Genomic DNA, 19,886 nt, shown 5'->3' with positions numbered 1-19,886 from the left:
TTGTCTACCAACCCAGTCAAGCCATTTCTTTATACGCTAACTATAGCCGTTCATTTCAACAAGTAACTGGCACAAGTTTTGAAAATACACTTTTTAAACCAGAACGGGGAACTCAGTATGAAGTGGGAATGAAAGTAGATTGGACAGAAAATCTTTCTTCTACTCTAGCTTTATATCAAATCACACGTGCAAATGTTCTTACTACTGATCAAAGAGATCCCAGTGGTAATACTTCTATTCAAACAGGAGAACAAAGAAGTCGAGGTGTTGAACTAGATATCACAGGTGAAATTGCACCAGGATGGAAAATAATTGGTGGCTACGCTTACACAGATGCACAAGTAACCGAAGACAATGATATTCCAGTCGGAAATCGCATTAATAATGTACCAGAACACGCTTTTAGTTTGTGGAGTACCTACGAATTGCAACAGGGAAATCTCCAAGGATTAGGCTTTGGTTTAGGACTTTTTTATGTAGGAGAAAGACAGGGAAATTTAGACAATAGCTTTAGCCTACCCAGTTACTTACGTACCGATGCCGCTTTGTTTTACCGCAAAAATAATTTCCGAGCAGCTTTGAATGTACAAAACTTATTTGACAATGAGTATTTTGAAGCAGGTGAAAGTCTGCTGCGCGTTTATCCTGGCGCACCCCGCACGGTAAAATTCACATTGGGTTGGCAATTGTAATTGACAAATTGCTATTTTGATTGAAGATTAATTAAATACAGCCCTTGATTTATCTTAGGGCTGTTTTATGAGCAAATTCATTGCCGAAAAATACAATGTTGAATAAATGGTTTTATTACATAAAATTATTTTTGGTAATAACCCTGTCTTTAATATTCCTCAAGGGTTGTTATAACTTTTCTCTGCCAGAAAGCTACTCATCAAAAGTCAACTTACTCACATCTGAGTGTCGAAATATTAAGCATGAATTAGGAGAAACCTGTATTCCTCTAAATCCCCAACGTATCATTGTAACTGACCAAGAGAGTTTAGAGATTTTAGTAGCTTTAGGTTTAAAACCAATAGCAGCAACAACAGCAAATCGAGTAGGAAATAAATCATCTATATTGAAAGGTAAAATAGATAGAATTATTGATTTAGGTAAGGAAAGTAATCCCGACTTTGAATCAATTGTCAAATTGAATCCTGATTTAATTGTAGGTTTTTTTATCAGTCCTCAAAATTATCAATTATTTTCTGCAATAGCTCCAACATTTTCTATTAATTATAAAGAAACAGGCTGGAAAGAAACCTTAATACAGGTTGCTAAAATACTTGATAAAAATCTAGAAGCAGAAAAGCTACTAGCAGAATATCAACAAAGAGTTGGAGAATTAAGCTTGATTTTTTCTAAAAAACTTAAAAATACAGAAATTTCTGTCATGCGATTTTACACAACTATTCAATTTACACAATTTTTGAATCAATTATCATTTCCTGTCGGCATTTTAGAGGAATTAAAATTATCTATCCCTCTAGCACAATGGCAAGTTAGTAGAGGTGCAAATGTCAGTTATAACAATGTTAGTTTAGAACGTGTAGATTTACTAGAATCAGACGCGATGTTTATAGCATTAGACCCAGGTGCGGAAGAAAATTTTCAAACATATCAAAATAGTCCTCTATGGCAAACACTAAATGTAGTAAAAAATAATCATGTATATACCGTTGATTCTGGTTACTGGATTTTTGGAAATATTTTATCAGCTAATGCTATTTTAGATGACCTCATTAAATATTTAATGGAATAATTAATTTAATATCTAATAATGAAACATTTTTTAATTCGCTACATCAAATTATTTATTCTCATACCCCTAACTTTAGTTTTGGTTAATAGTTGTTATATTAATTCTCCTGAAAATCCCGACTTGATAACGACAAGAATAAAAACATCTGAGTGTAGAGTAATCAAACATCCTTTAGGTGAAAGCTGTATTCCTGTAAAGCCTCAGCGCGTTATTGCTTTAGATGAAACTTCTATGGAAGTATTACTTGCACTGAACTTAAAACCAATAGCAACAGCACAGCCTAATATTACAGGTAGCATAATACCAAATTTGGGTAAAAAAGCCGAAGGTATAGTTTCTTTAGGGAAAGATGGTCAGCCAAATATAGAAAAAATGGTGCAATTAAATCCAGATTTAATTTTGGGTTTTTCTGTCAGCACAGAACAATACAAATTATTTTCTCAAATAGCACCCACAGTTACACTAGATTATATTCAAAATGGTTGGAAAGATGCTTTTTCACGGATTGCTGAAATCACAGAAAAAAGTGAGAAAGCACAAAAATTACTTGAGCAATATCAACAACGAGTTCAAGAATTACGCACCTTTATAAATCATAATCTCAAAGAAAAAACCATTTCTGTGAGTCGCTTTTATGCTGGTAATCAATTTACAGAGTTTCGCACTAAATATTCATTTCCTGGAAGTCTGTTTACAGAAGTGGGAATACCTCTACCAGAGATGCAAAATCAACTGACTACTTATGAAAATCAGCCTTTAGTTTCAGTTAGTTTAGAGCGTTTAGAGTTATTAGATGCAGATTTTTTGTTTGTGGCTTTAGATCCTGGTGCAGAAGATTCTTTTCAAAAATATCAAAATAGTCCTTTATGGCAAAAACTAAATGTAGTGAAAAATCAGCGAGTATATACTGTTGATTCTGGTTACTGGATATTTGGCAATATTCTATCAGCTAATGCCATTTTAGATGACCTATTTAAATACTTAATAAGAAAATAATGTTTCAACAAATAACTAACAATAGTGTACAAAATTTCTTACAAGAAATATTTACTCTTGCTCAACACACTTTAGATAGTTTCTATACAGACTGCATAATTTTTACTCAGCCTCCTGATGGTGCTGAGGTAATTTCATTAAATAATTATTTACAAGCAGATAGACTTTTATCTCGTTGGCAAGCCAGTGATATATACCAAAAAACTCAAGATATTCGCATTGCTGCATCCATCTGGAACAAAGTTTATAGCTGGACAACATTACCGGGTGTTTTAGCCTTGATGACTTGGGCTGGTGTCGGTTTAGATGCTGGATTAAATAATGTGAGTTTTGTATTAGAAGACGGTGAACCCAAAGCTTTATGGTTTCATGATTTGAGTGGTACTGTAATTTATCCTCAGAGATTACCTATTCCCATTCCCCAAGACTACCCCGGAAAAATAGTAAATAGTGTAGAAGCCTTACACCAAGCTGTATTTACAGGTTTATTCCAGCGTAATCTAGCCCCAATGATAGACCGTGTTCATCGCTTAACCAAACTCTCCAAAAAAACTATGTGGGGTAATGCGGTGAACGCTTCAGAAGGACAGTTTGCTGAAATCAATAAATGTACAAATTCAGAGGCGATACAAACAGATTATTCGGTCTTGTATGAACAACCATACAGTTCAGTTATGCCGGGACGCAATCCTCTTTACAACTTAGTACGTACTGAACAACTCAATGAACCCGGTTTACCAGCTACAACCACAGTCCGTCTTACCTGTTGTTTATATGCTTTTATTCCTCCATTTGATGAAAAGTGTACAAACTGTCCTCTATTAAAACCACAGGAACGAATTACCCAAATCAAGGAATACATGAAAGAATCTGACTGAAATTATATTCATGGGCGTTGCATATTTTACGGGAGGATTTTTTTCACGCAGAGGAGGACACTTCGGTGGGCGGGTTTCCTGGCTTGTCGAAAGTGTCCGTCGCGCAGAGAGTAAGAGAATTTTTATGCCACAACAACCAAATCCAGCTAGTATGCGTAATTTTCTCATCGTTTGGCTTGGTCAATTAGTTTCTACCATCGGTAGCAATATGACTGGCTTTGCAATTGAAATTTGGGCATGGGAAATTACAGGTAAAGCCACAACCCTGACTCTGGTAGGTTTTTTTAGTTTGTTACCAAGTATTATTATTACTCCCATTAGTGGTGTAATTGTAGACAGATTTAACCGCAAATTTTTAATGATGGTGGGTGATACAGTTGCAGTTCTCAGCACAATTGTAATTTTGTTGTTGCATCTTACCAATAATCTACAGATTTGGCACTTCTACCTGACAGGCGCGATTGTTGGAACTTTTAATCAATTTCAATCTTTGGCGTACTCAGCATCAGTATCACTGATGATTCCTAAACAACACTATACTCGTGCTAGTAGTCTAGAATTTTTATCCGGTTACGGTAGTCAAATTATTGCCCCTGCTTTGGCGGGGTATCTTTACACTGTCATTGGTTTTCTAGGAATTTGGTTAATTGATATCTTTACTTTTGCTATCGCAATTAGCAGCTTATTTTTAGTTAGTATTCCGCAACCAGTGCAAACGACAAACAACGAAAGAGTAGTTGATATTTGGCAAGATTTAGGATTGGGTTGGCGTTATATTACTACTCACAAAAGTTTGCTGGCATTGTTAATAGTTAATTTATTGTTTTGGCTACCCCATGATATGGGAAATTCCCTTTACTCGCCAATGATTTTGTCGCGCACTAATAATAATACTTTAGTGCTAGGTAGCTTGGCTGCTGCGGCTGGTTTTGGTGGTGTGACAGGGGCAATAATTGTTAGCACTGGGGGTGGTTTTAAACGGAAAATTAAAGGCGTTTTATTGGGGATGATGGGTGCAGGTATCAGTAAAATTGTCTTTGGTTTGGGTAGAACACCTTGGGTTTGGATTCCGGCACAATTTTGTTCTTCGTTCAATTTCCCTTTAAATGGCAGTTCGGATAGTGCTATTTGGTTAGCGAAAGTACCACCCAATGTGCAAGGAAGAGTTTTTGCGGCGCGATCGCTACTTTTACAGATCGGTTCTGCGGTAGGCTATTTAGTAGCAGGGCTATTGGCAGATCAAGTTTTTACACCTGCCTTACAATCAGGTGGTGTTCTGGTTAGTCTTCTTGGAGGATTATTTGGAACTGGTACTGGTGCAGGAATTGCGCTGTTATATGTGATTTGTGCGGTGTGTATGTTGCTGGTTGGTTTCCTGGGTTTCTTTGTACCTGTGCTGCGGGATGTAGAAGATATTCTCCCCGACCATGATGCGGAGTATAGTCAATTAAAGTGATGAATCCAGTGTTAAATAATACAATTACTGACATAAGAATTCTATTTTGTTTGTGGCGATCGCAAAACGCCATTACACTTACTCTGAAAAAGTACAAAAACGCCGCCTCAAAACTAGAGAAATAGTTTTTTATCCTCATGAAAACTAACGGCTGAATTTTTTCTGCTGTTAATCACAATACTAAAAGCTCCAACTCTGATAAAAAGATAACTATCAGCAGATAGATAGAAATTTTTAACTAATGCTATTATGCAATAACCTGTTTAAGTCATTACTATCAACCATGCAATTAGCTACAGAATCTACAGTAAAAACTCTAGGAAACTACGCTTATCAGGCTATTGAAAAACACATTAATAAAACATTGAAGTGGGAAAAACCTGTTAAGAAAGATGAAGATCCAGAAGCACTACATCAAATGCGAGTTGGGATGCGTCGCCTACGCACAGCTATTAGTCGGTTTGACATAGTATTAAATTTACCTAAGCAGGCTAGTGAGAAAAATGTCGGTAAAATTGCTCGCCGTCTTGGTAATCTGCGTGACTTAGATGTATTAAAGCAAAGTTTAGAAACTATTTATCAACCAAACTTACCCTCCAAAGAACAAAAAGCTCTACAAACAGCTTTTCATGCTTTAGCTAAACAGCGTGAAGATGCTGTGACTAAAACCCTAACAACTTTGAAGGATGAATCTTATAAATCCTTAAAACAATCTTTGCAAGAATGGTTAGAAAAACCAGCTTATAAACCCTTAGCATCTCTCCCAATTCAGCAGGTACTACCAGATTTACTATTACCTGAACTAAGTCAATTTTTGCTCCATCCTGGATTTTTGGTAGGGACTAAAATTGTAGATTCTGGAGTGAAAATTTATACTGAATTGCCAACAGAAGAGATAGAAAAAATTTTGACGAATAAAGGCGAAGCTATTCACGATTTACGAAAACAAGCCAAGCGTTTACGCTACCAAATGGAATTATTTACTGAGTTATATAGCGAGTCTTACATGGCTCATATTGCAGACATAAAAAACATTCAAGATATTTTGGGCAACATTCAAGATAGTGTAGTTATGGGTGAGTGGTTAATGGATGTATTCAAGTCAGACATTAACACCAAATTACCTAAATTCACTAGCTTATTAACTGCTAATCGTTATCGGTGGTGGCAAGAATGGCAACCTTTACAAGAACGATATTTGCAAGCAGAAAATAGACATAACTTTCATCTCACAATCCTGCATCCCGTTGTCAATTAGGGAGTGAGGTTAATTAACCTCCAGTCTTTAGCGAGCAGACAAAGTGATAGGAGTGTCTAGGGACAATACATAAACACTACTTTGGGGAATCTGCACCACACGGGTATTTTCTGCGGAACGCAAACCAGAAATCAAACCGACAGCACTACCTAACATTGCACCCCTGTCAAACTGATCTGGATCGCCATTGCTGGAAAATCCCATAATGCTACCGCCAATCCTACCAAAAATAGAACCATTTTCTACAGCTTTGTCATTAGCTCGCTTGTGGGTAATAGTAGTACCGGGGATGGTTTGGCTAGATGCTTTAATAGCAACGATGCGGCCATTAATCACTATAGATTGAGCGACAATTTTTGCACCGCCATCGCTTGGTTTTAACACTATGCTAACAGGAGTATTTTCTGGTGCAATGATGTTACCTTGAGCATCTTTAATGGCACTAGCTAAAGGAACAGTCAGGGGATAGTCCTTTTTTTGCCCTACATCTACGGTAATCGGTGCGGGGAAAGAAACGATGAGTGCTGTATCTTGGGGAATGCTAATTTCTGAGTTGACTACCTGGGGTTGAGTTGCTTCGGTGGGAACAGGTTGGGCTGTAGCTGGTAGTGTTAAACCACCTAAAATAGACAGAGAACAGGCGAGGCTTAAAAAGGTTTGGGTTTTCATTGTCATTTTTTCCTTTGATTTCAGTGTTTTGGGTGTTAATCCCTTCACTTAATCAATAGGTTGGTGATTCTGGGTTTATGCAGCCTGTTTCTGGAAAAAATCACAAACTGTTTTTGGGTATGGGAATATCATCGTTGATTTCGTAATAGCCAATGCCATCCCGAACCCTCACGGGTTAACCAACTATCTTCAACGTCGGGATAATTATCGTCTACGTAAGGACTCTCAACTTGGTAATCAGAATAGTTTGAGTCTTCTTGCACCCGAACTCTGACATTGCGACAATTACCTTCTATTTCAATAGTGACAGTATCATGGCGTTGCGAATTGGAGTTTAAGAGACTGTCTCTAATAATACTGCGCTTTCTGTTTTCTCCTTGCCTAAACTTGGGAACACAACGCACTCTTACTAACGAGCTATCATGGGGATTATCTAATAGATAGGGTAAAATTTGCGAATTACGAATTGAGCGAGAAGGAGTTTCAGCACTAACTAAAGGTGTGACACTCAACAATAAGGTTGTAGTGAGGGCAATGATTCCCCCTCGTAGTCTGGTATTCATGGTTTCTCCTAAACATAAAGCAATTGCCAGGGTACTAACTAACCCCGGCGGCGTAAGAATTCAAAATTTAAAAATAATTGTTTCAGACTTAGAGGAATGAGGGAATTGGAGATGGACTATTTCCCTTACACCTCTAATTATTATTTATCTTCGAGTAATTGGTTAACCTGTTGTCCACGACGACCAGTTTTGATTTCATAGCGGCGGGTGAGGTTATCTTGGTAGTTCATATCCCTAGCGGCGGCGGAGTTAACGAACGCATCACAATTTTTTCCTTGAACTACAGTTGCAGAACTGCTACTACGTTCATCTGTGCTGTTATTGCGGGTATCTTTGGAGTTACTGTTACTTTGGTTTCCTTGGCTACTACCATTACCACTGACACCAATACCAAAGATGCTGACACCACCGCCACCGCCATCATTATGGCTGCGAGAAGAACTAGAACGAGTGCTGGTAGATGTAGCTAAGGCGATTTTGCTGTTGCTGGTGCGGGTGTTGTTACCTAAACCGACATCACTACACAAAGCGCGGGGGTCTTTTGCTAGTGTGTTGGGATCAACCCAAGATTGATGGTCGCCTAAGCCTTGAATTTCCGTGTTACCAACTGGGTTACTGGTAGGTGCGGGTGTGCTAGGAGTTGTATTGCCAACTTTACTGGGGACTACATTAATAGGCTTAAAAATACCTGCGGGTTGAGCATCAAAAGGCCCGGCAAAAGCGGGAAGTGTGCTGGTTAATAATGCAGTTGCGGTGAGTAAAGAACTGGTTAAGTGGCGTAATTTCATGGTCATGTTCCTCAAATTTCAGTGTTGATGTGTAGTTTGGGTTGAAACCCCTTCACTGATTCAATAGGTTGACCTTTGTCTGTTTATGCAACCCCTTGCCAATTTTTCCGGAAAAAATCTCAACCCTAGTTTTGAGGGTTTGTAGTCAGCACTTTAGTGCTGAGTGCTGAGTAAGAAAAAGAGTACGCTGCTCAACGCCTCGCTACCGCTAACAGCACTTTCAACTCTGCACTCTTCATATTAATTAATTGGTGGCTTGTTATACATTGGTCATAAATGGGATTAATAATGAAGTTATAAATTCGGTTGTTTTCATTGACACTATGCAGTATCCACTGGAACTTACGTTTAAACTCTGGGCATTCGCACCACAAATATCTGTTGCTGATTCCCAAAATAATTTGGTTTTCTACGTTAAGCAAAAATTATTCAAACTCAAAGAAGCGATTACCGTCTTTGCTGATGCGGAACGTACTCGTCCTCTTTACTATGTTAAAGCCGATCGCATTATTGATTTCTCAGCTCGGTATGACTTCACCGACAGTAACGGTGCTTATATTGGTGCAGTCAAACGCCGTGGGTTAAAATCCCTGTGGAAAGCTCGTTATGATATCTTTGATGGTGATGCGACTCATTTAAATATTCAAGAGCAAAATCCTTGGGTAAAGGTTGCAGATGCACTATTGGCAGAAATCCCGATTTTGGGGTTGTTCACTGGTTATGTGTTCAATCCTGTGTATTTGGTGAGTCGGGCTGATGGTACAGTTGTGATGCGGTTAGAGAAAATCCCGACGTTTCTTTCTCGAAAATTTATCATTAAACCAGTCGATCAACTCAGCGATCGCGAAGAAGAACAAGTTATACTCAGCTTGCTCATGATGCTGTTATTAGAACGGAATCGTGGTTAATTAAAGGAAGTCAAAAGTCAAAAGTAAGAAAATCTTCACATTTTGACTTTTAACTTTTTGTCCGCAGACTTGGGTAAACTAACCAATTAACTTTTGCCAACTCGCTGGCCCGATGATTGCATCAGCAAGTAACCCATTTTGTCTTTGAAATCTCTTAATTGCTGCTTCTGTTTGTGGTCCGAAAATACCGTCAGCATCTACACCTACTCGGTATTGTATATATTTGACTACTGGGCCGCCAGCATGATTAGGTCTGATGATGCGTTTGGCTAAAATCTGATTAATTATGCTCCAAGTAGTTTCCCCGACAATACCAGTTCTCTCAATACCAACAATGCCTTGAAATCTCTCTATGGCAAATTTTGTTTCGGCGTTGAGTTGATTATTTTCAACTAATACTTTGCCATTTCTATCGGTGATTTTGAGCCGATTTAAAGACCTTTGCAGTCTCATCACACTAGTATCTATATTCTGTTCTTCATCTGGAACAGAATTTACTGGAACGCTAGGTAGTTTACCTGTCAAGCCTTTAACAATTGCATTGGCTGTTGCTTCAGCATCGAACAGATTCATATCTTTTTGTGAATCTATAAAGCAACACTCTACAAGAATTGCCGGCATATTTGTATTTCGCAAGACAAATAAGTGAGATCCATTCTTAACCCCACGGTTAAAAAATCCTAATTTAACAATTTCATTTAATACAGGTTGGGCAATTCTTCTACCTGAATCACTAGCGGCAAAGACTTCCGTCCCGTTAGCTTGTCCGTTAAAAGCATTAAAATGGATTGAAACAAAGACTTCAACTCTAGCAGCATTAGCTTTGTTACATCTTTGTGAGAGTGAATTTTGGACTGACGTAGACCGATCAGGCTTACACGATATGACTTCATGTCCTAAAGCTTGTAACTTAGATATAACTCTATTCCCAACATCTACATTTAAATTATCCTCAAATTTTATCCCTCTAGCTCCGGTATCTGGTGGGGAATTATGTCCGATATCAATGCCATATTTCATGTGTTAATCCTCAACTGATTTTTCCAATACTCCCAATGCTGTTTATTTGCCGTGTTGAGTGTGTGCGATGATGCTCCGCACCACCGTAGGCGTTGGCATTTCGCCCACCCTAGGCGATCGCTATGACAGCGACATTGCACAACCAACATATTACTGAGAATAATTTTATTTACCAAGTTCGTATTTTAACAAAATATATCTGCACCAACGTCTTGAATACAAATCTACTCCATAAGCAAGCAATGGCCTACGGTCGGTCGGAGACCATCGCCTCCATAAGTGTGTGTTGGTTTAAGTATTTAGTCAAGAGTCATTAGTCGTTAGCTTTTCTTCCCTGTCACCTGTCACCTGTCCCCTCACCTCCTCTGTGTAGCGAACACGCACCACATCACAAATACTGTCAACCCCAAATAAATTGATACCGTTAACCACTCTTGCCAGCTACCAGATAGATTATTCATCAGTAAAAATGCGGTAAATAACTAGAAATTCTCCTCCATTGTCCAGTCTACGCGTTTATACTCTCAGTAGTTTCCTGGATTGATTTTCTCAAAAAATTTTGCTAATTTTCCGGAAATCCTCAAAACGCAGTGGTATTAATGATTAGTAGAGTCAAATACAACGGTTTATACAGAAACTTTATATTGAACCCTTTGGGGAATATATCCCCTTTACAATTATCAAAAGCCCGGTTATCACAGCCGGGCTTTTGACTTATTGGGGATTGGGGATTAGGAAATCACCCTCATCCACAAGATAACTGGTACATAGGGAATTACAAATTAAGCCTGTGGTAGCAAACTGCGTACTCATATTTTGAGTAGATTAACAGTAGGCTATCTGTGGAACAGTTATGACTTTGATGAAAGATGATGATTTGGTGTTAGTTGCTGGTGCAACTGGTGGTGTGGGACAACTGGTAGTAGGAAAACTTTTGGAGAAGAATGTCAGGGTACGTACTCTAACTCGGAATGCACAAAAAGCTACAAAGATGTTTGATGACAAGGTAGAAATTGTGGTTGGGGATATCCGCGAACCAAGCACACTCACCGCAGCAGTAGAGAATGTCACTCACATCATCTGTTGTACTGGAACTACTGCTTTTCCTTCTGCTAGATGGGATTTTGACCCCAAACCTAACCTGATTGATTGGGTAAAGATTTTTCTGGATGCTGACTACAGAGAAGCTAAGGCAAAAAATACACCGCAAAAGGTTGATTTTGTGGGTGTAAGTAACTTAGTTGCTGTTGTACCCAGCACTCTGAAAAGGTTTGTTTTTATTTCATCCGTGGGAATTCTCCGTAAAAATCAACCCCCTTTTAGTATTCTCAATGGCTTTGGTGTGCTGGATGCTAAACAAAAGGGTGAGAAAGCAATTATCAATTCGGGATTACCTTACACAATCATTCGTCCAGGACGCTTGATTGATGGCCCTTATACTTCCTACGATCTCAATACTCTTTTGAAAGCTACTACAGGCGGTAAGTTAGATGTCGTTGTTGGTAAAGGTGATACCCTAGCAGGTGATGCTAGTAGAATTGATGTCGCCGCAGCTTGTGTGGAATCTCTTTTTTACCCATCGACTGAAGGACAAGTTTTTGAATTAGTCAATAAAGGAAGCAGATCACCTGCAATTGACTGGGAAAAACTATTTTCTCAGCTAAGTAAAATCTAGAAATAATAAAAATAGCCCAAAATATACTGTGTTTTGGGTGAACGGGGTGGAGTTCTTCTGGTTTCATCAGCAATCAAGATTCAAATATGACATATCAGGCCCGGAGGGAATAATACCACCGGGATTGAGGGGGAAAAGATTGCCATAATAATCTCGCTTCACACTCTCCAAATCACAAGTATCAGCAACGCCTTGTAGCTGATATAAGTTACGCAAATAGACACTCAAATGCTCATAATCCTTGATTCGGCGGCGGTTACACTTAAACAAACCGTAATAGACAATATCAAACCGGAATAACGTCGTGAACAGTCGCACATCGGCTAAAGTGATATTATCTCCGCACAGATATTTACTATCAGCCAGTGTACCCTCAATCTCATCCAGAGTTGTAAATAGCTGATCACAAGCTTTGTTGTAAGCCTCTTGTGTCTGAGCAAAACCACAACGATACACCCCATTGTTGACATAGCTGTAAATTTTCTCATTCCAAGACTCAATTTTTTGTTTTAACTCCTCTGGGTAGAGATTCAGTATGGGATTTAAGGCAAACTCATTAAATTCAGAGTTCAGCATGATAATAATATCTGCACTCTCATTATTCACAATAGTCTTTGTTTGTTTGTCCCATAACACTGGCACTGTAGAACGTCCACTATACCCAGGTTTGGCAAGGGCATATAATTCAGCCAGAGTAGAACAATTTTCCGCCGGGGAGTCAAACACCCAACCACCCGACTCCGCAGACGGAGAAACTACTGATACTGATATGGCTGCTTCTAATCCTTTCAACGCCCGAACTACTAGCGTGCGGTGCGCCCAAGGACAACCCATGCCGATGAAAAGGGTATAACGTCCGGTTGCTGGTTGATAGGGACTATTTTCCCCAGATTGGATAAAATTTCTAAACTCGCTACTAGGACGAATATACTCTCCTGATTGATTTCGAGGAGCAAGTTTTGACATCATTATCTGCCAAATATTTGTCCACACAAATTTACCCATGCCAATGATGAGCTTAGGAGGTAAAGATTTCCCCTTTTTCTTAGCCTTGCTGATACCAGTCATGGTGAATACCTTCCCCGGTGGAATAAATCAAGATTGTGTCTTTTGACTTGCGCCTGATAAAATCCTAACGGAAAAACCTGTGGCTACCCTTCGCTACGCAACTAAAATGCGATCGCATTTTAGTTAAAATTATTGAGAGGTTGATTACTTACTATCAAGAAGCTATCAAAAGCTCAAAATAGTCCTAGCTGCGCAATCAGACTTAACCAAATCAGATATCAATGGTAAAGTATTTTGCTACTCCCTACTCACTGTTTTTATAGTCTATGGCTAAAGTTTTTGACTGTATTACAGCACAACTGCAAAGCTTTATCGCAGCTCAACAACTATTCTTTGTTGCTTCTGCACCCCTGAGTCCTGATGGTCATGTGAATTTATCACCTAAAGGATTAGATTGTTTGCGGCTGATTTCTCCCCATCAGGTCGCTTACCTAGATTTAACCGGCAGTGGCAACGAAACTTCAGCCCATCTAGAAGAAAACGGGCGAATTACTTTGATGTTTTGCGCCTTTGAAGAACCCCCTTGCATCTTACGTCTCTATGGACGGGGCAGAACAATTCTACCAATTTCCCCTGATTGGCATTCCTTGTATTCATTGTTTCCTCCAATCCCTGGAATTCGTCAAATTATCATTGTGGATGTGGAACGTGTGCAAACATCCTGTGGTTTTGGTGTACCACTCTATGAATATAAAGGTCAACGCCAAACTCTAGTCAATTGGGCGGATAAAAAAGGAGAACAGGGAGTCAAAGACTATCAACAACAAAAAAATCTTGTTAGCATTGACGGTTTAGCTACTCCCCTGAGTAAATTACCTTGAGTAGAGTGACTTTTTAGGAAAATTTAGCGCATGGATTACGCAATTCGTCAACTTACACAACAGGACGAACCTTTCTTGTGGGAAATGCTCTATGAAGCAGCGCACATGGCAGAAGAAGGTGATTTGACCGTACAGGATGCCATGAATCATCCTGAGTTGGCAAGGTATGTCAGCAATTGGGGTTTAAAAGATGACATGGGTTTTGTGGCTACTTTGGTAAGTAGCCAGCAGTCAATAGGGGCGGTATGGTTGCGTTTACTAGCTGGGGAAAATCAAGGGTATGGTTTTGTTGATGAGCAAACACCTGAATTAGCGATCGCAGTTTACCCTGAATATAGAAATCAAGGTATTGGTACAGAGTTAATGACACATTTACTAGCAGCCGCTAAAGTTGTTTATCCCTCAATATCCCTGAGTATCCGACAATCTAATCCAGCCTTACATTTATATCAAAAGTTGGGTTGGGAAGTCATTCCGGGTAGTGAAAAAATTAACCGAGTTGGTGGGATATCTTTAAAGATGAAACTAGATTTGAAAAGCAGGAATATTACCAATTACTAGAGTTAGTTTGTTGATACTTGTAGATTTGTTCAATCCACATACGGATATCAACCTCTGAACCTGAAGTAAAAGACATCCTTGTTACAGGGTCGTAGGCCTGCCAATATTTATTACCGTGACGGTCAACCTTTTGATTAACCTGAATTTCGTTTGATTCTGTTAGTAATATTTTTACTACTTTTTGCCAAATTTTATGTAAAAATCCCCAGCAGAAATTATGTCTAAATATTATGCTAGTAGGTGTTTCTATGTCTTTAGATTGTAGACACCCAATATCATCTTGCATAAGATTATTCCTGATTGTGATCGAGTCAACATCACTTTAACAACATCCCTATTTGTAATCAAATCATGGCTTGTATAGTTTCTATAAATTGTATTTATAGAAAACAAAAGATGTCAGAATAAAGGATATAGATTCAGAATAAAATTCTCTGAAATTGTTTTTGACCCGTCATTAAGTAAATGATTGTATAAAATTAACATCATAAATTGTCCATGAAAGTTTCCCAACTTCGCGCCGTAGTTGCAGTAGCGGAGCGCGGCAATTTCAGTGAAGCAGCTTTAGAATTACAACTTACCCAACCGGCAGTTAGTCATGCGATCGCTACTTTAGAAGAGGAACTAGGTGTACCTTTATTTTCCAGAGGTCGTTATGGCGCGGTTTTGACACCTGCGGGAGAGCGAATTTTACATCATGCTCGCCAAGCAATGCAGCATCTAGAGATGATGCAGCAAGAAGCCAACCTGCATAAAGGTTTACATGGTGGTCACGTGCGGGTAGCATCTTTTCGGAGTGTAGCTACTCATTTATTACCAAAAGCGATCGCCCAATTTCACGACCAATTCCCAGACATTTCTGTCACAATGATCGAATGTCTTTCTTATCTGGAAGCAGAACAATGTTTGCGTGAAGGACGTGCCGATTTGGGTATTACTTATGTACCCACTAGTGATGAATTTGCAGCCTGGGAAATTTTGCGGGATGAGTATGTTGTTTTACTTCCGCCAAAAGCTAAAATTAGCGATTTAAAAATTACTTGGGAAGATATAGACACATATTCACCAGTTATACTTGCTTGTCTACCATGTGGAAGACCTCTACATCATCACTTAAAACAAGTAGCACCTTTCATCAAAACCACTAGCAACATTCAAGAAGACTCAACTATTGTTAGTTTAGTTAATCAAGGATTAAGTGCAGCCATTCTGCCACGTTTAGCAGCAGTGCCAATTCCTCCAGAAGTGCAAGTTTATAGCCTACCCAAACCATTAGAAAGAGTCATGGGGATAGCTGTTTTATCTGATTCTTTACATATTCCGGCGGTGTTTAAATTTTTAGAAATGTTCAAAGACTTTGATTTTTACACTTTAGCTAAATCTATTTATTAACAGGGAATAGGAGAGAAGAAAATGAGAGATGTAATGAGGTTTTTCACAAATCAAATACTAGTTTTATCTCAATGCAAAATACCAAATTTTCCCAGAAAAGTTAGACTAAAATCCAATTCCTGCTTGTCTAAAGTTGATGAATCATGAATAATATTCTCAGTTGGTGCAATGTAAGCTTCATTGGGAGCTAAAGTCATCTTCATCACTGGATATGTGGGAAAATACAGCATAAAATCTGATGGTAGTTTCACCCCACGATAATGTTTAGAGATATCACTTATAGTTGATAACCCTAACAAATGAAATATCTTCATTAAGGAAAGATTGATCATCAGAAAATAGCGATTCTCTTGTCCAATATTGATACAGATTCGATTACTAGATAAATGTCTACGTTTTAAAGGTGAATTTTCCCAACTATCTAAATGCAATCCTACATAAGGCTGGCGAGGAAGATATTTAATAGTATTTACTGTTGTTGTTATTAATTGAGGTTTAGAACAGTGTATTCCCAATGTTTTTATTTCGTCATTGGTCATTAAAGTATATTGTTGGAGATGAGCGCGGATTGCTTGTATTGCATACTGATAGTTAGGGTGCAATGTAACTTTGCTCATACCATCTCTTAAATGACTCAAATCTATATCGATTGTTCTAATAATTTCTCTCAAGGGTTGAATCAGATATTCAGGGATTGTAATAATACCTATATGACCACCCAAATCCCAATTACCGTGCAAGTCATCAATCGAAGTTAATTGCTCTAGTTCAACTGAATTGACTTTTCGCCATTCCTGTGTAGGTATAAAGCAATTTTGTAGGTAATTAAGATTATTTGCCTCGGCTGCGGATAATATACTAGTACCATTATTTAAGAAAAATCGTTCGGGATTTAATTCTACATTTCTATCCAAAATAATTTTCATATCTTCAATAATTTGATTCATATACTGAGTTCCATAAAAATATACTAAAATAGTGAAAATATTATTCAAATTAGTGCATTACAAAAAGTTACAATCAAGACAAATACAGTTCAGAATAGAGCAAAAACATCATCTATCCGCCCATAAATATTAACTGAACTGTATTATTCATGAATGCCAATGCTAATACCATCAGGTAGAATTAACAATTACATCAATCTATCTTTGTTTAAGCGTAGCTTAATGCTGTGTTTACTTCTCTATTAACATTAAGACGGTCTAGAACCATCTTATAATTCTCCTGGTCAATAATACCCATTTCACGAAATCGGAAATCAATGTATTTTAATATCCCTTGTTCAACAATACATTGCATAACACCTCGATCATCAACTTCATAATACTCACGGCTACCTTCTGCCATTGGATAACCACTACAACTACCAAAATATTGACAATTACTACAAGTTTGTTCAATACGTGATTCTGCATCTTTGACAATTCGCCAATGCTGTTCATTATCGATTAATTTATTCATCGGCGTGGTAAAGATATTACCGTGGCTACGTTCTAGATTGTAAGCATCGGCGTAGCTGTAAAGGTTTCCATCCGTATTAACTAGATAAATACATTCCCACTCGCGCTTATCATAAAAAACTGTTGGTGCATCGGGAGTATAATGATAGACAACCTGTTGAATTGCATCAGAAATAGGTGTTATGGATACAAATTCATCATCTGCAATCCAGAGGTCGAAAAATTTTTTATAGGCTGCCAAAGTTTCATATGCGGTAATTTCAAAACCAGCGTGTTGATTATCAAAAGCACCTTTAAACAGAGGGAGAATTCTGGCAGATAAGCTCATCGAACGATAGAACTGATAAATGTCAGCAATCCGATCAATATTGCGCTTATTTAAGACGGTGATGCAGCCAAATCTAATCCCAGCATCCAATAGCTTATCCATATTTTTAAGCACACGGTCTTGGGACTCTAATTCAGTTTGATAGACCCTTAATCCGCCAAATAAATCTATAGATACACCTACATGATCAAACCCTTCCGACAATAATCTTAAACGTTCCCGATCCAGTAAAGTTAGATTAGTTTGCACTGCATTAGTGATGCGATCGCTAGGATGATCAAAAATTTGATTTTGTAGATCAAATGCTTGCCAATAAAAACTAGGGTGTTGCAGCAATGGCTCTCCACCGTGCCAAATAAATTCAATATCAACAGGAAAATCTAAATTGCGATAATAGTCAGCAACATGACGAAAGAGATTTTCTATTTGCTCAAGAGTGATGGCTGTTTTATCTGCCAACCCTTCATATTCATAGCAATAGCGACAACGCAAATTGCAATGCTTAGATGTTTTGATGACAAATTGAACTAATTTTCGCTTATTCATAATTAAATTTTATGTTTTGCTAGAAGAATTTTAAAAAATGTTGTTTGTAATTTTAATTAATACAAACAACCAGTAATTATTATTCTTAATTAAAAATTAAGGTTCTTCAGGACTTATGCAAATGATACATTCATAGGGTAGGTCAGAGGAGTTAATTTATTAATAATTAACTGATTTTCAATATCTGACTAACCCTAAGAAAGATTGTCAAATTAATGACCAATTTTCTGAAATGTATCGACAGCAGATGGGCGCAATTGCTCGATTCGTCGTTGAAAAGGATCTTTTTTTACTTCTATCCATCCAGGCGTATTATCGCGGAACTGATCAAATAATCTGAATCGATCCTGCGTTTGGCTGTTGAATTTGCTGTTCGGGCGCAAAATATCCACTTTGCGTAAAATTTGAGGACTTACTTGAGTAGACAAAGGCTGAGATTGAACTTCCTCAACAGATTGAGCATTTACCTTTGCCACTGTCGTAATCAGAGTTCCAGTAATGGTGAGAATCATAGCCATAGTAAAGCGAATATTGACATTCATCGGTATTAACTCCAATTATGAATTAGCTTGGATGGGTTTTTTTCCCTTACATTTGCTAATTAGGTTGGATTCCGAAGCTTTATGCAATCTCATAAGAATAACAGCAGTGAAAATTCTGTCGGCGAAACATCACTTAATAATGATTACTACCTGGGTACTGGTACTTGATTCATCACCGATGCAATTACCACATCAATTTGTAAACCATCCAGCATCGCTTCAGGTTTCAAAATTAAGCGATGACGCAACAAAGGCGATGCAACTGCTTTAATATCATCTGGGGTGACAAAATCTCGCCCAGCTAACCACGCCGCAGCTTGAGAAGTCTGTAACCAAGCACCAGCCGCGCGGGGTGATGCGCCCAAAGCTAAATCAACCGACTGGCGTGATGCTCTCACCAATGCTAACAAGTAGTCAATTATTGTCTCAGATACCTTGACGTTTTTAACTGCTTGTCTTGCTTGTAAGATTTCTGCTACTGTTGTAACTGCTTGCAAACGGTTAATCTCTAAACGTCGCCCAGCAAAACCAGCCTGACGATTTAATAACATTTGCTTTTCGGCAGATTGGTCAGGGTAATCTACCACTAGCTTGAATAAAAACCTGTCTAGTTGCGCTTCTGGTAAAGGATAAGTCCCCTCAAATTCTAGGGGGTTTTGTGTGGCAATTACCCAAAATAAATCCGGCAATGGCAAACTTTCTCCATCCAGCGTGACTTGCATCTCTTCCATTGCTTCTAACAAAGCTGCTTGTGTCTTAGGAGGAGTCCGGTTAATTTCGTCTGCGAGTAAAACTTCGGTAAATACAGGCCCTTTTTTCAACGTGAAACTGTGACTATTTAAGTCAAAAATATTTGTCCCAGTAATATCTGATGGTAGGACATCTGGCGTTAATTGCACGCGGCTAAACTCTGCTTGGATAAGTTGGGCTAAAACTTTTACAAGGAGAGTTTTACCAGTTCCTGGTACACCTTCTAAAATAATGTGTCCGCCTGATAATAGTGCTATGAGTAGCTGGTGTACTAGGCTGGATTGTCCGACGATAATTTGGTTAAGGTTTTCGCCAAGGTTAATTAAGACTGGACGGGTTTCGCTCATAGATTTCAGTGCAGAACAGGAGGGACACGAGGAAAAAGTCAAACAGAATCTAAAAATCGCAGTTTCAATTATGACTGCTGTCAGGTCAGTATATC

At 38.3% G+C, this 19,886-nt stretch carries 22 protein-coding genes; 11 read left to right on the top strand and 11 right to left on the bottom strand.

Annotated elements, in window-relative coordinates; genetic code table 11:
- The 6 genes from VB693_RS27355 to VB693_RS27330 all read left to right on the top strand — a co-directional run.
- Positions 1–692, top strand: a 692-nt coding sequence (locus VB693_RS27355) for a TonB-dependent siderophore receptor (RefSeq protein ID WP_323268993.1), incomplete at its 5' end; no start/stop codon positions are given.
- A gap of 80 nt (positions 693–772) precedes the next feature.
- Positions 773–1,762, top strand: coding sequence for an iron-siderophore ABC transporter substrate-binding protein (locus VB693_RS27350; protein ID WP_323268992.1), 990 nt, complete (start codon positions 773–775; stop codon positions 1,760–1,762).
- An 18-nt stretch (positions 1,763–1,780) separates the two neighbouring features.
- A complete protein-coding gene (locus VB693_RS27345; protein ID WP_323268991.1) occupies positions 1,781–2,758 on the top strand; it encodes an iron-siderophore ABC transporter substrate-binding protein in 978 nt (325 codons plus the stop codon).
- Positions 2,758–3,636, top strand: a complete 879-nt coding sequence (locus VB693_RS27340; RefSeq protein WP_323268990.1) for a ferric iron reductase — start codon at positions 2,758–2,760, stop codon at positions 3,634–3,636. Before VB693_RS27345 ends, VB693_RS27340 begins: the two co-directional genes overlap by 1 nt.
- Positions 3,637–3,760: 124 nt before the next feature.
- Entirely contained in the window at positions 3,761–5,092 is a 1,332-nt protein-coding gene (locus VB693_RS27335; RefSeq protein ID WP_323268989.1) for an MFS transporter, read from the top strand.
- Between the two features lie 283 nt (positions 5,093–5,375).
- On the top strand, positions 5,376–6,350 hold the full coding sequence (locus VB693_RS27330) for a CHAD domain-containing protein (protein WP_323268988.1): 975 nt from the start codon (positions 5,376–5,378) through the stop codon (positions 6,348–6,350).
- Between the two features lie 27 nt (positions 6,351–6,377).
- On the opposite strand, the gene VB693_RS27325 is transcribed toward VB693_RS27330, so the two are convergent.
- The 3 genes from VB693_RS27325 to VB693_RS27315 all read right to left on the bottom strand — a co-directional run bounded on the left by VB693_RS27325 (position 6,378) and on the right by VB693_RS27315 (position 8,370).
- Positions 6,378–7,019, bottom strand: coding sequence for a hypothetical protein (locus VB693_RS27325; RefSeq protein ID WP_323268987.1), 642 nt, complete (start codon positions 7,017–7,019; stop codon positions 6,378–6,380).
- 128 nt (positions 7,020–7,147) lie between these two features.
- Positions 7,148–7,582 (bottom strand): hypothetical protein, encoded by a 435-nt coding sequence (locus tag VB693_RS27320; protein ID WP_323268986.1) that lies wholly within the window; start codon positions 7,580–7,582, stop codon positions 7,148–7,150.
- Positions 7,583–7,722: 140 nt separating this feature from the next.
- Positions 7,723–8,370, bottom strand: coding sequence for a hypothetical protein (locus tag VB693_RS27315; protein WP_323268985.1), 648 nt, complete (start codon positions 8,368–8,370; stop codon positions 7,723–7,725).
- A 323-nt stretch (positions 8,371–8,693) separates the two neighbouring features.
- Here VB693_RS27315 and VB693_RS27310 point away from each other — a divergent pair, with 323 nt between their 5' ends.
- On the top strand, positions 8,694–9,278 hold the full coding sequence (locus VB693_RS27310; RefSeq protein WP_323268984.1) for a hypothetical protein: 585 nt from the start codon (positions 8,694–8,696) through the stop codon (positions 9,276–9,278).
- Between the two features lie 78 nt (positions 9,279–9,356).
- Here VB693_RS27310 and VB693_RS27305 read toward each other — a convergent pair whose 3' ends face one another.
- Together VB693_RS27305 and VB693_RS27300 are read right to left on the bottom strand one after the other, a co-directional pair.
- Positions 9,357–10,298 carry an N-acetylmuramoyl-L-alanine amidase gene (locus VB693_RS27305; RefSeq protein WP_323268983.1) on the bottom strand — a complete coding sequence of 314 codons (942 nt, stop codon included), beginning with the start codon at positions 10,296–10,298 and terminating at the stop codon, positions 9,357–9,359.
- A gap of 303 nt (positions 10,299–10,601) precedes the next feature.
- On the bottom strand, positions 10,602–10,730 hold the full coding sequence (locus tag VB693_RS27300) for a hypothetical protein (protein ID WP_323268982.1): 129 nt from the start codon (positions 10,728–10,730) through the stop codon (positions 10,602–10,604).
- Positions 10,731–11,151: 421 nt separating this feature from the next.
- On the opposite strand from VB693_RS27300, the gene VB693_RS27295 reads away from it, so the two are divergent.
- A complete protein-coding gene (locus tag VB693_RS27295; RefSeq protein ID WP_323268981.1) occupies positions 11,152–11,973 on the top strand; it encodes an SDR family oxidoreductase in 822 nt (273 codons plus the stop codon).
- A 66-nt stretch (positions 11,974–12,039) separates the two neighbouring features.
- On the opposite strand, the gene VB693_RS27290 is transcribed toward VB693_RS27295, so the two are convergent.
- On the bottom strand, positions 12,040–13,041 hold the full coding sequence (locus tag VB693_RS27290) for a glutathione S-transferase family protein (protein ID WP_323268980.1): 1,002 nt from the start codon (positions 13,039–13,041) through the stop codon (positions 12,040–12,042).
- A 266-nt stretch (positions 13,042–13,307) separates the two neighbouring features.
- On the opposite strand from VB693_RS27290, the gene VB693_RS27285 reads away from it, so the two are divergent.
- Positions 13,308–13,862 (top strand): pyridoxamine 5'-phosphate oxidase family protein, encoded by a 555-nt coding sequence (locus VB693_RS27285; protein WP_323268979.1) that lies wholly within the window; start codon positions 13,308–13,310, stop codon positions 13,860–13,862.
- Between the two features lie 30 nt (positions 13,863–13,892).
- On the top strand, positions 13,893–14,423 hold the full coding sequence (locus VB693_RS27280) for a GNAT family N-acetyltransferase (protein ID WP_323268978.1): 531 nt from the start codon (positions 13,893–13,895) through the stop codon (positions 14,421–14,423).
- Here the strand turns inward: VB693_RS27280 and VB693_RS27275 are convergent.
- Positions 14,410–14,709, bottom strand: a complete 300-nt coding sequence (locus VB693_RS27275; RefSeq protein ID WP_323268977.1) for a hypothetical protein — start codon at positions 14,707–14,709, stop codon at positions 14,410–14,412. The two genes, VB693_RS27280 and VB693_RS27275, sit on opposite strands and share 14 nt — an antisense overlap.
- A 212-nt stretch (positions 14,710–14,921) precedes the next feature.
- Between VB693_RS27275 and VB693_RS27270 the strand changes: the two genes are divergently transcribed.
- On the top strand, positions 14,922–15,815 hold the full coding sequence (locus VB693_RS27270; protein ID WP_323268976.1) for a LysR family transcriptional regulator: 894 nt from the start codon (positions 14,922–14,924) through the stop codon (positions 15,813–15,815).
- 68 nt (positions 15,816–15,883) lie between these two features.
- On the opposite strand, the gene VB693_RS27265 is transcribed toward VB693_RS27270, so the two are convergent.
- The 4 genes from VB693_RS27265 to VB693_RS27250 form a co-directional block, all read right to left on the bottom strand.
- The gene (locus VB693_RS27265; RefSeq protein ID WP_323268975.1) at positions 15,884–16,762 is read right to left on the bottom strand and encodes a hypothetical protein; all 879 of its coding nucleotides are present in this window, start codon (positions 16,760–16,762) and stop codon (positions 15,884–15,886) included.
- Between the two features lie 208 nt (positions 16,763–16,970).
- The gene (locus tag VB693_RS27260) at positions 16,971–18,152 is read right to left on the bottom strand and encodes a radical SAM protein (RefSeq protein ID WP_323268974.1); all 1,182 of its coding nucleotides are present in this window, start codon (positions 18,150–18,152) and stop codon (positions 16,971–16,973) included.
- 212 nt (positions 18,153–18,364) lie between these two features.
- A complete protein-coding gene (locus VB693_RS27255) occupies positions 18,365–18,694 on the bottom strand; it encodes a hypothetical protein (RefSeq protein ID WP_323268973.1) in 330 nt (109 codons plus the stop codon).
- A 146-nt stretch (positions 18,695–18,840) separates the two neighbouring features.
- Positions 18,841–19,791, bottom strand: coding sequence for a MoxR family ATPase (locus VB693_RS27250; RefSeq protein ID WP_323268972.1), 951 nt, complete (start codon positions 19,789–19,791; stop codon positions 18,841–18,843).
- Positions 19,792–19,886 lie beyond the last annotated feature (95 nt).

The organism is Anabaena sp. UHCC 0399, from assembly GCF_034931465.1.
GTDB lineage: Bacteria > Cyanobacteriota > Cyanobacteriia > Cyanobacteriales > Nostocaceae > Trichormus > Trichormus minutissimus.
Note: the sequence above shows the minus strand (reverse complement) of the source record. Positions and strands in the feature narration are given on the sequence as shown.